Here is a 13,423-nt window from a genome sequence, read left to right on the forward strand (position 1 = left end):
GGGCCCGCCGTCAGGGGCGCATGAACATGAAGTCCGTGTCGGGATCGCAGTTCTCGGCGATGAAGCGCAGCTCCGCCTGAATGTCGGCGACGGACCTCGTCTCGAGATATTTTGAGATCACCAGGCTGAGCAAGGCGCGGCAGACGGCTTCGTGCCCGAGACCGGCCGTCTCCGCCTCGTCGACGGCCGCCGAAAAATGGCGCTGCGCAACGTCGGATGCGTACATGGCGTCCCCCTCCTTCGCGTTGATTTGCGTGCCCCTGAATGGCCGCCCGCGCCTTGATCTCCGTCAAGCCGGCATGTGGACTTGTGTCAGGAACAAGGACGCCTGCGCCGTCTTGATTCCTGGTCTGTTGCCACTGGAGCCTCCCATGTCCGTCGTCCGCGACAATGCCGAGCCGCTCGCCATCGTGTTTGAGGATGACGGGCTCGTGCCGAACAACATCCTCCCCTTCCTGGTCTACCAGGGGGCGGTGAAGCTCGACCCGGAGCAGACGATCGAAAACCTGTTTGAGGAGAACGGCTGGGGCGGCACGTGGCGCAACGGCGTCTACGACTATCTGCACTACCACGCGACGGTGCATGAGGTGCTCGGCGTTGCGCGTGGGAGCGCACGCGTTCGCTTCGGCGGCGACCATGGCCAGGAGCTTCAGATCAAGGCCGGCGATGTCGCGATCCTGCCAGCCGGCACCGGACATCAGTGCATCAAGGCAAGCGGTGATTTCTGCGTGATCGGCGCCTATCCGCCGGGCAGCAAGATGGAGATCACGCGCGCGACGCCGGAGAACCATGCCAAGGCGCTGAAGACGATTCCAAAGGTCGCGTTGCCGCCGGCCGATCCGGTGACAGGCAAGGATGGGGCGCTGACGCGGTTGTGGCGATAGCTACAAGCGCGGTGCCGTAGGGTGGGCAATGCGAAGCGTGCCCACCAATCCATTTGAACTGTGCGGACAGATGATGGGCACGGCGCGCGCCTTTGCCCACCCTACGGCACCATGACTAAGCCTCGTTCGCGCCTTCCTGGCGGGTGGCTTCGAACAGGAACCAGGTGCGCCGCTCGGTCTCGTCGATGAAGACCTCGAGGATGCTGGCGCTGGCGACATCGCCGGCGTCATCGCAGACTTCGTGGGCCTTCCGCATCGCGCCCGCGACATGCTTGTTGTCCTGCATCAGCTCGCGCAGCATCTCGCGCGGCGGGACGTAATCCTCGTTGTTGTCCTTGATGGTCTGGAGCTTTGCGACCTGGCCGATCGACTTCAGCGTCGCACCGCCGATCTTGCGGACGCGCTCGGCGAGCTGGTCGGTGGTGGCGAAGATCTGGTCCGAGTGCTCGTCGAGCAGCAGATGGTAGTCGCGGAAATGCCGGCCGCTGATGTGCCAGTGGAAATTCTTGGTCTTGAGATACAGTGCGAACGCGTCGGCCAGAAGCACGTTGAGCGCCTCCGAAACCTTGTTGACCGCCTGGGGCGACAGATCGGTGGGGGTGTCGAGGTCGGGCGAGACCTTGTTGGGGGCTTTGCTCACGGGAAACCTTCCTGTTAGGACGCGGACATTGACGGCGCGCCGTCGCCCCCCTAACGCAAGGTGGGCAGCGCCGGTTCCTGTGCAGGAGCTGTTTGGCCGGGACGTTCGGACACCATGGACGATTGGATCGATTATTACGACTCCACGCATACGATCTATGTCAGCAAGCTGCATCGCGATTTGCACTTCCAGATCATCGCGCGGGACATCATCGGCTACATCTCCTCGCCCGAGGCGACGGTGCTGGACTACGCCTGCGGCGAGGCGCTGTCGGCGAGCCAGGTCGCAGCCGCCTGCGGCAAGCTGATCCTTGCCGAGCCGGCGCCGGGCGTGCGCGGGCGGCTGATCGCGCGGTTTGCCCCGAACACCAAGATCCGCGTCCGCTCGCTCGACGACGCCCGCAAGATGCAGGACCAGTCCATCGACCTCGTGGTGATGAACTCGGTCACGCAGTACATGACGCCGGAGGAGCTCGATGCCGCGCTGCTCAACATCCGGCGATTGTTGACCCCGTCCGGCAAGCTGGTGCTCGGCGACATCCTCCAGCCCAATGTCGGCATGTTCAGGGACGTGATGGCGCTGCTCGGCTTCGGCTTGCGTCACGGCTTCCTGAAGGACGCGCTGATCGGGCTGATCAGCACCGCGCTGTCCGATTACCGTCAGCTGCGCTCGCGCATCGGGCTGCAGCGCTACAGCGAGGACGAGATCACGGCCAGGTTGAAGGCGGCCGGGTTCGCGGTCCAGCGCGCCCACACCAATATCGGCCACAATCGCTGGCGCATGACCTTCATCGCGCGGCCGCCAATGGTTCGTTAAGCATAACAATTGGCTGAGGTGGCTTGTCGCACCTCGCTCGGACATGATCCATCCGGCCCGGTGGCGGAAGTGTCTACGCGAGAGCGGTGCATCGCTCTTTATCCTGGTTCAAATCCAGGCCGGGTCTCCACGCTTCGCCCTGACGGGCTACGCGTGGCGCAGCCATGCTAGACCGGCAGCGGAAGCGTGTCCGGCGCAACTTGAGCGAAGCGAAAGCGTAGACGGACTGTATCCGCGGCTCAATCTGCCTTGGCGACTTCACACTCCGACAGAAGCTGAAGCCGGTCCGCATCCTTGGCTGCGGAGCTGAGCACGGCATCGAGCAGGCCGGGGAAGCGCACCTCCAGATCCTCACGGCGCAGCCGCATGAAGCGGTTGGTGCCCGCCACGCGCGTCTGCATCAGGCCGCATTCGCGCAACTTGGCGAAGTGATAGGCGAGGTTGGATTTGCCGGCGAGACCATTGAAGTCGCCGCAGCAGAGCTCACTGCTGACACGTTCCTGCTGGGCGAGCTGGTAGACGATCGCCAACCGGATCGGATCGCTCAGGCAATCCAGGACCATCGGCAGCTCGATCTGCTCGCGGGTGGGATGGAGGGGCGTGCGGCTCATGGTCCGAATCATAGCGATGCGGCCGTAATGTTCAATAGTTCTTGAACCAATTGACACTGAAACCGTCGCGTTCGATAGTTCAATAAACATTGAACATAGGGATCTCTCCAATGAGCGTATTCTGGCTGGCCCTGGGCGCCTTCGCGATCGGCACCGAAGGCTTTGTTATCGCAGGGCTTTTGCCGGCGATCGCCACCGACCTGTCGATTTCGGTCTCGGCCGCCGGCCAATTGGTCACCGCCTATGCCCTCACCTATGCCGTAGGCTCGCCGATCCTGGCGGTGGCGCTGAACAATATCGACCGCCGCACTGTGCTGGCTCTGGCGCTGACGACCTTCATTGCCGGAAATCTCGCCGCGATGGTGGCTTCCAGCTACCCCCTGCTTCTGGCTTCCCGGATGCTGATGGCCCTGGGCTCCGGGCTGTGCATGCCGACGGCGCTCGCGGTGTCCGTGGCGGTCGCCTCGCCTGAAAGGCGCGGCCGCGCGGTGGCGCTGGTCACCTCGGGACTGACGGTTGCGACCGTGATCGGCGTCCCGCTCGGCAATCTCGTCGGGAGCCTGCTCGGATGGCGCGCGACCTTTGCCATGGTCGCCCTGATCGGTGCCGTCGCGCTCGCCGGCCTCCTGCTGGGCCTGCCCCGCGGCCTGCCGCGCAACACCGCCTCGCTCGGCGAGCGGCTGGCGGTGGCGCGTCACGGCAATGTCCTGGTCGCGCTTCTGATCACGATTCTATGGGGGCTCGGCGGCTTCACCGTGTTCACCTATTTCGCGGTGCCGCTGCGCGGCCTCGGCTTCGATGCCTCGCAGATCAGCCTTGCGCTGCTGGTGTTCGGCGGCGCCGCCGCGATCGGGAACATGCTCGGCGGCGTCCTGGCCGACCGGCTCGGCACGCTCGCCACCGCAGCGCTCGGGCTCGCCGGCATGGCGACCGCGCTGATCCTGCATTCGCTGGTCCTCAAATTGATGCCCGGACAGGCGCATTATGCCGTGCTGGGCACGATCTTCCTCTGGGGCATCTCGGGCTGGGCGTTCTATCCGGCGCAGATCGCCAGTATCATCCGGATCGAGCCGCAGGCCTCGATGATCGCGCTCTCGCTCAACGCCTCGTCGATGTATCTGGGCTTCGCCATCGGCGGCGCCTTGGGAGGCGCGGTGCTGGCCACGCTGTCGCCAAATGACCTCGGCTGGATCGGCGGAACGAGCGTTGCGGCCTCGCTTCTGGTGCACCTCGCCCGTGGCTGGCAGGCACGGCCAAAACCGGTCAAAATTGCCGGTTGATGGGTGTTTTTCGGGGTTTCGCCGCCCCGAAAACTGGTCTAAGACCCACCCGCGCGCGAGGGAGACCACCGCGCTCTCGGCCAAAGGGACGCGCAGCCGCGCGCCCTTTTTTTGTGCCCAAATCCGACTTCGGCGAGAGTTGATGCCCAAACGTACAGACATCACCACCATTCTGATCATCGGCGCCGGTCCCATCGTGATCGGACAGGCCTGCGAGTTCGACTATTCGGGCACGCAGGCGGTGAAGACGCTGAAGGAAGAGGGCTATCGCATCGTCCTCGTCAATTCCAACCCGGCCACGATCATGACCGACCCGGAATTGGCGGATGCGACCTATATCGAGCCAATCACGCCCGAGATCGTCGCCAAGATCATCGAGAAGGAACGTCACGTCATTCCCGGCGGCTTCGCGCTCTTGCCGACCATGGGCGGCCAGACCGCGCTGAACTGCGCGCTGTCGCTGCGCCGGCAGGGCACGCTGGAAAAGTTCCACGTCGAGATGATCGGCGCCACCGCCGACGCGATCGACAAGGCGGAGGATCGCCAGCTCTTCCGCGAGGCCATGACCAAGATCGGGCTCGAGACGCCGAAGTCCCGGCTTGCCAATGCGTCGGCATTGAAGAAGTCGTTCCGCGACAAATATCTCGCCGAACGCGAAAAGCTCTCGGGCGCCGCGCTCGAAGAGCTCGAGCGGCAATGGACGCTGGGCGAAAGCGACCGCCGCAAGCGCTACCAGGAATACGCATTCGGCCAGGCCATGATGGCGCTGTCCGAGATCGGCCTGCCCGCGATCATCCGCCCCTCCTTCACCATGGGCGGCACCGGCGGCGGCATTGCCTACAACAAGGAAGAGTTCCTCGACATCATCGAGCGCGGCCTCGACGCGTCTCCCACCAACGAAGTGCTGATCGAAGAATCCGTGCTCGGCTGGAAGGAGTACGAGATGGAGGTGGTGCGCGACAAGAAGGACAATTGCATCATCGTCTGCTCGATCGAGAACCTCGATCCGATGGGCGTGCACACCGGCGACTCCATCACGGTGGCGCCGGCACTGACGCTGACCGACAAGGAATACCAGATCATGCGCGACGCCTCGCTGGCGGTGCTGCGCGAGATCGGGGTGGAGACCGGCGGCTCCAATGTGCAGTTCGGCGTCAATCCCGACGACGGCCGCATGGTCGTCATCGAGATGAATCCGCGCGTGTCGCGTTCCTCCGCGCTGGCTTCGAAGGCCACCGGCTTTCCGATCGCAAAGGTCGCCGCCAAGCTCGCGGTCGGCTACACCCTGGACGAGATCGCCAACGACATCACCGGCGGCGCCACGCCGGCCTCGTTCGAGCCGACCATCGACTACGTGGTCACGAAAGTGCCGCGCTTCGCCTTCGAGAAATTCCCCGGCGCCTCCACGACGCTCACGACGTCGATGAAGTCGGTCGGCGAAGTCATGGCGATCGGCCGCACCTTCCAGGAAAGTCTTCAGAAGGCATTGCGCGGGCTCGAGACCGGATTGACCGGCCTCGACGAGATCGAGATCGAGGGGCTGGGCCAGCACGACGACAAGAATGCGATCCGTGCCGCGCTCGGCACGCCGACACCCAACCGCCTGCTCCAGGTCGCCCAGGCGATGCGGCTCGGCTGGTCGAACGAGGACATCTTCAACTCCTGCAAGATCGATCCGTGGTTCCTCGGCGAGATGCGCGGCATCGTCGACATGGAGGAGAAGGTCAGGAAGAACGGCCTGCCGGGCAATGCCTTCGGCATGCGCACGCTCAAGGCCATGGGCTTCTCCGACGCGCGGCTCGCGGTGCTCGCCGACACGACGGAAGCCGAGGTGACGGCGAAGCGCCACGCGCTCGACGTTCGCCCGGTCTACAAGCGCATCGACACCTGCGCGGCCGAATTCGCCTCCCCAACCGCCTACATGTACTCGACCTATGAGGCGCCGTTTGCGGGCGCTCCGGCGGACGAGAGCACGCCGTCGGACAAGAAGAAGGTCATCATTCTCGGCGGCGGGCCCAACCGCATCGGCCAGGGCATCGAGTTCGACTATTGCTGCTGTCACGCCTGCTTCGCGCTGCACGACGCCGGCTACGAATCCATCATGGTCAACTGCAACCCGGAGACGGTGTCGACCGACTACGACACCGCGGACCGGCTCTATTTCGAGCCGCTCACCGCCGAGGACGTGCTGGAGATCATCGCGAAGGAGCGCACCAACGGCACGCTGCATGGCGTGATCGTGCAGTTCGGCGGCCAGACGCCGCTCAAGCTGGCGCGCGCGCTCGAGGCCGCCGAAGTGCCGATCCTTGGCACCTCGCCGGACGCCATCGACCTCGCCGAGGACCGCGACCGCTTCAAGCGCGTGCTCGACAAGCTGCGGCTGAAGCAGCCGAAGAATGGTATCGCCTATTCGGTCGAGCAGGCGAGGCTCGTCTCCGCCGATCTCGGCCTGCCCCTGGTAGTGCGTCCGTCCTACGTGCTCGGCGGCCGCGCCATGCAGATCATCCGCGAGGAGAACCAGCTCAACGACTATCTGCTCGGCACGCTGCCGGAGCTGGTGCCGGCCGACGTCAAGGCGCGCTATCCGAACGACAAGACCGGGCAGATCAACACCGTGCTCGGCAAGAACCCGCTGCTGTTCGACCGCTACCTGTCGGATGCGACCGAAATCGACGTCGACTGCCTCAGCGACGGCAAGGACACCTTCATCGTCGGCATCATGGAGCACATCGAGGAAGCCGGCATCCATTCCGGCGACAGCGCCTGCTCGCTGCCGCCGCACTCGCTCGATGCGAAGATGATCGAGGAGCTGGAGCGGCAGACGCGCGAGCTCGCGCTCGGCCTCGACGTCGTCGGCCTGATGAACGTGCAATACGCCATCAAGGACGGCGAGATCTACGTGCTCGAAGTCAATCCGCGCGCCTCGCGCACGGTGCCCTTCGTCGCCAAGGTGGTCGGCACGCCGGTCGCCAAGATTGCCGCGCGCATCATGGCCGGCGAGAAGCTCGCCGATTTCGGGCTGAAGAAGGCGCAGCTCAAGCATGTCGGCGTCAAGGAATCGGTATTCCCGTTCGCGCGCTTCCCCGGCGTCGACACGGTGCTCGGCCCCGAGATGCGCTCGACCGGAGAGGTGATGGGCATCGACCGCTCGTTTGCGGTGGCCTTCGCCAAGAGCCAGCTCGGCGGCGGCACGCGGGTGCCGCGCAAGGGCACGGTGTTCGTCTCGGTGCGCGAAAGCGACAAGACGCGCATCGCCGAGGCCGTTCGCGAATTGCATTCGCTCGGCTTCAAGGTGCTGGCGACGTCGGGCACGCAGCGCTTCCTGACCGACCAGGGCATCCCGACCGAGAAGGTGAACAAGGTGCTGGAAGGGCGGCCGCATATCGTCGACGCCATCACCAATGGCGACGTCCAGCTCGTCTTCAACACCACCGAAGGCCCGCAGGCGCTCGCCGACAGCCGTTCACTGCGGCGCGCGGCCCTCTTGCATAAAGTGCCGTATTACACCACTCTTTCCGGGGCCGTGGCGGCCGCGCAGGGCATCCGCGCCTATCTTGGCGGGGACCTTGAGGTTCGTACCCTGCAGAGCTACTTTTCGGAAACCTGATCGCGAACGGAAGGCTTGGCCTTGAGAGGTTAGCCTTCCGCTAAGTGATTGGCAGTCAAGCCACAATGGCCGCAGGAACTGTCCGGCCATATGGTTGTTCTGTTCCGGCGCCAAGCCCATATCTGTCGACGTCCGGCGGCTCACGTACCGAGCCCCGGAAATACCGACGAATCAAGGTTGGGCGCCCATTCGCGTTCTGGGGCGCACGATCGAAGGACGAGAGAGAAGATGGAAAAGGTTCCGATGACTTCGGCCGGGTTTGCCGCGCTCGGGGAAGAATTGAAGAAGCGCCAGTCCGAGGACCGTCCGCGCATCATCGAGCATATTGCGGAGGCGCGCTCGCACGGAGACCTGTCGGAAAACGCGGAATATCACGCCGCGAAGGAAGAGCAGTCCCACAATGAAGGCCGCATCGCCGAGCTCGAGGACAAGCTCGCGCGCGCCGACATCATTGACATCTCGAAACTGTCCGGCGACACCATCAAATTCGGCGCCACCGTGACGCTGGTCGACGAGGACACCGAGAAGAAGGCGGTGTGGCAGATCGTCGGCGAGGTCGAGGCCGACGCCAAGAAGGGCCGCATCTCCATCACTTCGCCGCTCGCCCGCGCGCTGATCGGCAAGAAGAAGGGTTCGACCGTCGAGGTCAACGCACCCGGCGGCGCCAAGGCGTATGAGATCACCAAGGTGGAGTGGCGGTAAGGATTTGCCGCTGCGCGTGATGATGTTTTGAAAAGGCCGCGCAAACCGCGCGGCCTTTTTGTTTAGGCGTGTTGCTCGGAATGACGGTGTGGAGACCGCGAAGCGCAACTCTATCACCGTCACCCTGAGGTGGCCGCTTCTTCAGCTGCCCTCGAAGGCGACGGCCCCATTGTTGCCTCGCGCGGCGACACGCGGGCCGCCCATCCTTCGAGGCTCCCGATGGGGCGCTCCGCGCCCCATCACTCGCACCTCCAGCGACGAGCGCTACGCGCTCGCGCGGGGGTGACGGGACTAACAGGCTTGGCGAACCTACCGCCGCCCCTTCACATCCAGCGGCACGGCCGCCTCATATTTCGAATTGTGCAGCACCAGCGAGGTCCGCACGTTGCGGACATGGGGCGCGGCGGTCAGGTGGGTGACGAAATCCTGGAAGGTCGCCATGTCGGGCGCGACGCATTTCAGGATGAAATCGACCTCGCCCGACAGCATCCAGCATTCCCGCACCAGGGGCTCGGCGCGGACGAACTCCTCGAAGGCGCGCAAATCCGCCTCGGCCTGGCTGGACAGGTGCACGGCCGCGAACACCGTGACGTCGAAACCGAGCTTTCGCGCGTCCAGCAGCCCGCGATAGCCGTGAATGTAGCCCTCCTCCTCCAGCGCCCGGACCCGGCGCAGGCAGGGCGGCGGCGAAATGCCAACCCGCTTGGCCAGCTCAACATTCGTGATTCGACCGTCGGCCTGAATCTCGGTGAGAATTTTCAGGTCGATCTCGTCTAGGTTCCGCGACACGTGATTGGAACTCCTGGCCTTTGCGGCGGTATCGGGTGGGTTTGTCGCAATCCTCATAGCCCAGTCCGCACCCATTGCGCAATTTTATTGCGCGTGCAGCGCAATCGACTTTTGTTCCCTGTTGGAAAAATCCGCCGACAGGGAATGCAATTCTTGCATAGCTCACCAGAACGCTTAGATTAGCTCTGATATTTCAGCGCCTCCGCGAGGCCTCCTGGCTCCTTCCGCGCCCGCGCTGCAAATCCCCCGTGAAAGGCGTCCATCGAAATGTCCGCTCCTGTTCATGCAAAGGTCGTGATTATTGGCTCTGGCCCCGCGGGCTACACGGCGGCGATCTACGCCGCGCGTGCGATGCTCGAGCCGATCCTGATCCAGGGCATCCAGCCGGGCGGCCAGCTCACCATCACCACCGACGTCGAAAACTATCCGGGCTTCGCCGACGTGATCCAGGGCCCCTGGCTGATGGAGCAGATGGAGAAGCAGGCGGTCCATGTCGGCACCAAGATCGTCACCGACCTGGTGACCAAGCTGGAGACCGGGCGACGGCCGTTCCGCCTCACCTGCGACAGCGGCGACGTCTATCTCGCCGAAACCGTGATTCTCGCCACGGGCGCGCAAGCGCGCTGGCTCGGGCTGCCGTCCGAAGGGAAATTCCAGGGCGGTGGCGTCTCGGCCTGCGCCACCTGCGACGGCTTCTTCTACCGCGGCAAGGAAGTGATCGTGGTCGGCGGCGGCAATACCGCGGTCGAGGAAGCGCTGTTCCTCACCAACCATGCCTCGCAGGTCACCATCGTGCATCGTCGCGACCACTTCCGCGCCGAACGCATCCTGCAGGAGCGTCTGTTCAAGCACCCGAAGATCAAGGTGGTCTGGGACTCAGCCGTCGACGAGATCTGCGGCACCGAGAACCCGAACAAGGTCACCCATGTCCGCCTCAAGAACGTCAAGACCGGCAAGCTCACCGAGCTGAAGGCCGACGGCATCTTCATTGCCATCGGCCACGCCCCGGCGACCGAGCTGGTGAAGGACCAGGTCAAGCTCAAGCCGTCGGGCTATGTCGAGGTCGCCCCGAACTCGACCGCCACCTCGGTGCCCGGCCTGTTCGCCGCCGGCGACGTCGCCGACGAGACTTATCGCCAGGCCGTGACGGCCGCAGGCCTCGGCTGCATGGCAGCACTCGAAGCCGAACGTTTCTTGGCCTTGCGCGCCAGCGAGCGTGCAGCAGCGGAATAAAGATCATGCCTCGAACACGCGACGGATTTACGGATATGGACTGGGACAAGCTGAAGGTGTTTCACGCGGCGGCTGAAGCGGGCAGCTTCACGCATGCGGGCGAACAGCTCGGCCTGTCGCAATCGGCGGTCTCGCGCCAGGTCTCGGCGCTCGAGCAGGAGCTCTCGGTCTCGCTGTTCCACCGCCACGCCCGCGGCCTGATCCTCACCGAGCAGGGCGACCTCCTGTTCCGCACCGCGCATGACGTGTTCATGCAGCTCCAGGCGGCGCGCGCCAAGCTGACCGACAGCCGCGAGCGGCCGAGCGGCGATCTCAAGATCACCACCACGCCCGGCGTCGGCATCAACTGGCTGATCCCGCGGCTCGGCGAATTCACCGCGCTCTATCCGGAGATCCGGATCTCGCTGATCGTCACCGACGAGGAGCTGGACCTGTCGATGCGCGAGGCTGACGTTGCGATCCGCACCCGCAAGCCGACGCAGCCGGACCTCATCCAGCGCAAGCTGTTCGCGATGGGCTTCCACGCCTATTGCTCGCCGGATTACATCAAGCGCTTCGGCACGCCGCGCACGCTGGAGGAGCTCGACTCCCACCGCATCATCACGCTCTCGGACGGCACCTTCGCGCCGCATCTTCAGAACCGCAACTGGCTGGTCGAAGCCGGCCGCAACGGCTCGGGTCCGCGCGAGGCCTATTTCAGGGTGAACAACATCCTCGGCCTGGTGCGCGCCTGTCAGCAGGGGCTCGGCATCGCCGCGCTGCCGGATTATCTGATCGAAGAGCAGAGCCGCCTCGTGCAGCTGTTCGGCGAATCGGATTCGATCCAGCTCGATACATATTTCGTGTATCCCGAGGAGTTGAAGACGGTCGCGCGCGTGCAGGTGTTCCGCGACTTCGTGGTGAGCAAGGCGCAGCGCTGGCCTTCCTGATTTCCGCATGTCTGACATGCGGCCTCGGCTGTTGCTGCATGGCGTTAGGCAAGCTCATAATGTTTGCACGCTGAGCCTTCGCGTTGCGCATTTGTCCCCCTCCTCCAGTGGCGCGGGAGTTCAGTAATCCCTCTTGGAAGGTGATTGTGTCGGCCTCACGTGGCCAATACCTTAAGCCGGGCTCGTTCGAGCCCGGCTTTTTTTCTGCCCAATTCGGCATTCGCCTTCCGCGTGTATTGACAGTTCCACGTATCGCCCGCATCATTTGCGAATGATCACGAAGTCGTGCGCAATCGTTTCGAAAAAGGGCCCCCACCCGGGGACCTCGGATTTTTGCGCGCGCTAACTACGCTTCGTCATCGCAGCAAATCCCGAAAACCCCGCCACCTGGACGGGGTTTTTTCATGTGCCCTCCGTCTCAGGTTTTTTCCCGAGAAGGAGACTGGACATGACCGACCTGCGAACGCATCTGCACGGACTCTGGCTGCCGCTGGTGACGCCGTTTCGAGACGGCAAGCTCGACGAGACGTCGCTGCGGCGGCTGACGCGACATTACTGCGGACAGGCCGTCGACGGCTTCATCCTGGGGGCGACCTCGGGTGAAGGCATGACGCTGCGGGACGCCGAGCTCGAACGCCTCGTCGCCATCGTCCGCGACGAGATGGCGGCCGGCCGCCGAACGTTGCCTATCTGCCTCGGAATGTCGGGCGCGGACACCTCGCGGCTGAAGGAGCGCCTTGATGAAACCGCGGACTGGCCGATCGACGGCTATTTGATCGCGAGCCCCTATTACGTGCGGCCGTCGCAGCGCGGGCTCCTGGCGCATTTCGAAGCACTTGCCGACCACGCCGCCTGGCCGCTCGCGCTCTACAACATTCCCTATCGCTGCGCGGTCAACATCACCAACCAGACCATGCTGCGGCTCGCCGAGCACCCCAACATCGTCGGCCTGAAGGATTGCGGCGCCAGCCGCGAGCAGTCGATCGCGCTGCTGCGCGACCGGCCGGACGGTTTTCGCGTGCTCACCGGCGAGGACGCGAACTACCTCGAGGCGCTCACCGACGGCGCCGATGGCGGCATCGTGCTGTCAGCCCATGTCGAGACCGCGACGTTCGCGGCCGTGTATGCCGAGCTGAAGCGCGGCAACCGCGACGCGGCGCAGGCGCGCTGGCAGGAGGTCGCCGAGCTGACGCGCCTGTTGTTCACCGAGCCCAGCCCCGCGCCGGCCAAGCACTGGCTGTGGCGCAGCGGCCTGATCGACAGCCCCGAAGTGCGCCTGCCGATGGTGGAAGTCAGCAGCGAGCTCGCCGCCACGATCGACCGCGAGATCGAGCGGCGGATGAAAGTCGCGGCGTAGCACCACCCTCCTCACCTCACCCGCATGTGGCCTTTCGAACGAACCGGTTGGCTCCGGTTCGAACGGCTGCGTGCTGCCCGATGCAATCTCAGTGGATATCAACCCATGCGACCTCACCGGTGGCTGTGCGCCCTCAAGGCCCTCTGGCAATTCCTGTCATGCGCGGACGGCTTCACATGGACCGACAAATATCCGGCGACGGCCTGGCTGCGCCGCGACATCGGCCTGAGCGAGGAGGTCGTGACGCGGGAGTGGAATCGGGTCGACGAGATCAGGCGCGAATACAGCGGGTGGGTTTAGCGCGACGCAATCTCACCTCGTGCACGCTGCCTTCCCTTCTCCCCTTGTGGGAGAAGGTGGCGCGAAGCACCGGACGAGGGGTTTCTCTCCGCGCGCAAACTGTCCGTGGGGAGGGAAACCCCTCACCCGTCTCGCCGCTTACGCGGCGAGCCACCCTCCCCCACAAGGGGGGAGGGTAAGAGACCTCGTGGTTAACCGCGCCCCAATCGGCTTCGCATCCGCCGCATGGCGCATCCACGTCTCGTTTACGCTCTGGCGCCTATCGTTTTTCTCCA

The 13,423-nt window shown here is 64.5% G+C and carries 13 protein-coding genes; 9 read left to right on the forward strand and 4 right to left on the reverse strand.

The features are described from left to right. Positions 1-10 precede the first annotated feature (10 nt). Positions 11-226, reverse strand: a complete 216-nt coding sequence (locus tag BJA_RS37395) for a hypothetical protein (RefSeq protein WP_011090107.1) — start codon at positions 224-226, stop codon at positions 11-13. 145 nt (positions 227-371) lie between these two features. On the opposite strand from BJA_RS37395, the gene BJA_RS37400 reads away from it, so the two are divergent. After that, positions 372-884 (forward strand): hypothetical protein, encoded by a 513-nt coding sequence (locus BJA_RS37400; RefSeq protein WP_038965423.1) that lies wholly within the window; start codon positions 372-374, stop codon positions 882-884. A 115-nt stretch (positions 885-999) separates the two neighbouring features. Here the strand turns inward: BJA_RS37400 and BJA_RS37405 are convergent, their stop codons facing one another. Beyond that, complete coding sequence (locus BJA_RS37405; protein WP_027547661.1) at positions 1,000-1,524, reverse strand: Dps family protein; 525 nt, start codon at positions 1,522-1,524, stop codon at positions 1,000-1,002. A gap of 114 nt (positions 1,525-1,638) precedes the next feature. Here BJA_RS37405 and BJA_RS37410 point away from each other — a divergent pair, with 114 nt between their 5' ends. Next, the gene (locus tag BJA_RS37410; protein WP_038965422.1) at positions 1,639-2,340 is read left to right on the forward strand and encodes a class I SAM-dependent methyltransferase; all 702 of its coding nucleotides are present in this window, start codon (positions 1,639-1,641) and stop codon (positions 2,338-2,340) included. 239 nt (positions 2,341-2,579) lie between these two features. Here BJA_RS37410 and BJA_RS37415 read toward each other — a convergent pair whose 3' ends face one another. Continuing rightward, positions 2,580-2,951, reverse strand: coding sequence for an ArsR/SmtB family transcription factor (locus tag BJA_RS37415; RefSeq protein WP_038965431.1), 372 nt, complete (start codon positions 2,949-2,951; stop codon positions 2,580-2,582). 110 nt (positions 2,952-3,061) lie between these two features. On the opposite strand from BJA_RS37415, the gene BJA_RS37420 reads away from it, so the two are divergent. The 3 genes from BJA_RS37420 (at position 3,062) to greA (ending at position 8,540) form a co-directional block, all read left to right on the forward strand. Next, positions 3,062-4,231 (forward strand): MFS transporter, encoded by a 1,170-nt coding sequence (locus BJA_RS37420; RefSeq protein WP_011090111.1) that lies wholly within the window; start codon positions 3,062-3,064, stop codon positions 4,229-4,231. Positions 4,232-4,373: 142 nt separating this feature from the next. Beyond that, a complete protein-coding gene (gene carB / locus BJA_RS37425; RefSeq protein WP_011090112.1) occupies positions 4,374-7,838 on the forward strand; it encodes a carbamoyl-phosphate synthase large subunit in 3,465 nt (1,154 codons plus the stop codon). A gap of 228 nt (positions 7,839-8,066) precedes the next feature. Further along, on the forward strand, positions 8,067-8,540 hold the full coding sequence (greA, locus tag BJA_RS37430) for a transcription elongation factor GreA (RefSeq protein ID WP_011090113.1): 474 nt from the start codon (positions 8,067-8,069) through the stop codon (positions 8,538-8,540). Positions 8,541-8,849: 309 nt separating this feature from the next. Here greA and BJA_RS37435 read toward each other — a convergent pair whose 3' ends face one another. Continuing rightward, positions 8,850-9,329, reverse strand: coding sequence for an Lrp/AsnC family transcriptional regulator (locus tag BJA_RS37435; protein ID WP_027547667.1), 480 nt, complete (start codon positions 9,327-9,329; stop codon positions 8,850-8,852). A gap of 267 nt (positions 9,330-9,596) precedes the next feature. Between BJA_RS37435 and trxB the strand changes: the two genes are divergently transcribed. The 4 genes from trxB (at position 9,597) to BJA_RS37455 (ending at position 13,148) form a co-directional block, all read left to right on the forward strand. Beyond that, on the forward strand, positions 9,597-10,562 hold the full coding sequence (gene trxB / locus BJA_RS37440; RefSeq protein WP_011090115.1) for a thioredoxin-disulfide reductase: 966 nt from the start codon (positions 9,597-9,599) through the stop codon (positions 10,560-10,562). Positions 10,563-10,567: 5 nt separating this feature from the next. Then, positions 10,568-11,491: a LysR family transcriptional regulator gene (locus BJA_RS37445; RefSeq protein WP_028172837.1), complete on the forward strand. Its 924-nt coding sequence runs from the start codon at positions 10,568-10,570 to the stop codon at positions 11,489-11,491. A gap of 448 nt (positions 11,492-11,939) precedes the next feature. Then, complete coding sequence (locus tag BJA_RS37450) at positions 11,940-12,848, forward strand: 4-hydroxy-tetrahydrodipicolinate synthase family protein (protein WP_038965421.1); 909 nt, start codon at positions 11,940-11,942, stop codon at positions 12,846-12,848. A 105-nt stretch (positions 12,849-12,953) separates the two neighbouring features. Next, positions 12,954-13,148 (forward strand): hypothetical protein, encoded by a 195-nt coding sequence (locus tag BJA_RS37455; protein ID WP_038965420.1) that lies wholly within the window; start codon positions 12,954-12,956, stop codon positions 13,146-13,148. Positions 13,149-13,423 lie beyond the last annotated feature (275 nt).

The sequence above is a fragment of the Bradyrhizobium diazoefficiens USDA 110 genome (genome assembly GCF_000011365.1).
GTDB lineage: Bacteria > Pseudomonadota > Alphaproteobacteria > Rhizobiales > Xanthobacteraceae > Bradyrhizobium > Bradyrhizobium diazoefficiens.

Excerpts from the sequence above, each read along its gene's own strand:
- BJA_RS37395 (WP_011090107.1), bottom strand. The coding sequence starts at position 226 with ATGTACGCATCCGACGTTGCGCAGCGCCATTTTTCGGCGGCCGTCGAC.
- BJA_RS37400 (WP_038965423.1), top strand. The coding sequence starts at position 372 with ATGTCCGTCGTCCGCGACAATGCCGAGCCGCTCGCCATCGTGTTTGAG.
- BJA_RS37455 (WP_038965420.1), top strand. The coding sequence starts at position 12,954 with ATGCGACCTCACCGGTGGCTGTGCGCCCTCAAGGCCCTCTGGCAATTC.
- trxB (WP_011090115.1), top strand. The coding sequence starts at position 9,597 with ATGTCCGCTCCTGTTCATGCAAAGGTCGTGATTATTGGCTCTGGCCCC.
- BJA_RS37420 (WP_011090111.1), top strand. The coding sequence starts at position 3,062 with ATGAGCGTATTCTGGCTGGCCCTGGGCGCCTTCGCGATCGGCACCGAA.
- carB (WP_011090112.1), top strand. The coding sequence starts at position 4,374 with ATGCCCAAACGTACAGACATCACCACCATTCTGATCATCGGCGCCGGT.
- BJA_RS37410 (WP_038965422.1), top strand. The coding sequence starts at position 1,639 with ATGGACGATTGGATCGATTATTACGACTCCACGCATACGATCTATGTC.
- BJA_RS37450 (WP_038965421.1), top strand. The coding sequence starts at position 11,940 with ATGACCGACCTGCGAACGCATCTGCACGGACTCTGGCTGCCGCTGGTG.
- BJA_RS37415 (WP_038965431.1), bottom strand. The coding sequence starts at position 2,951 with ATGAGCCGCACGCCCCTCCATCCCACCCGCGAGCAGATCGAGCTGCCG.
- BJA_RS37445 (WP_028172837.1), top strand. The coding sequence starts at position 10,568 with ATGCCTCGAACACGCGACGGATTTACGGATATGGACTGGGACAAGCTG.
- greA (WP_011090113.1), top strand. The coding sequence starts at position 8,067 with ATGGAAAAGGTTCCGATGACTTCGGCCGGGTTTGCCGCGCTCGGGGAA.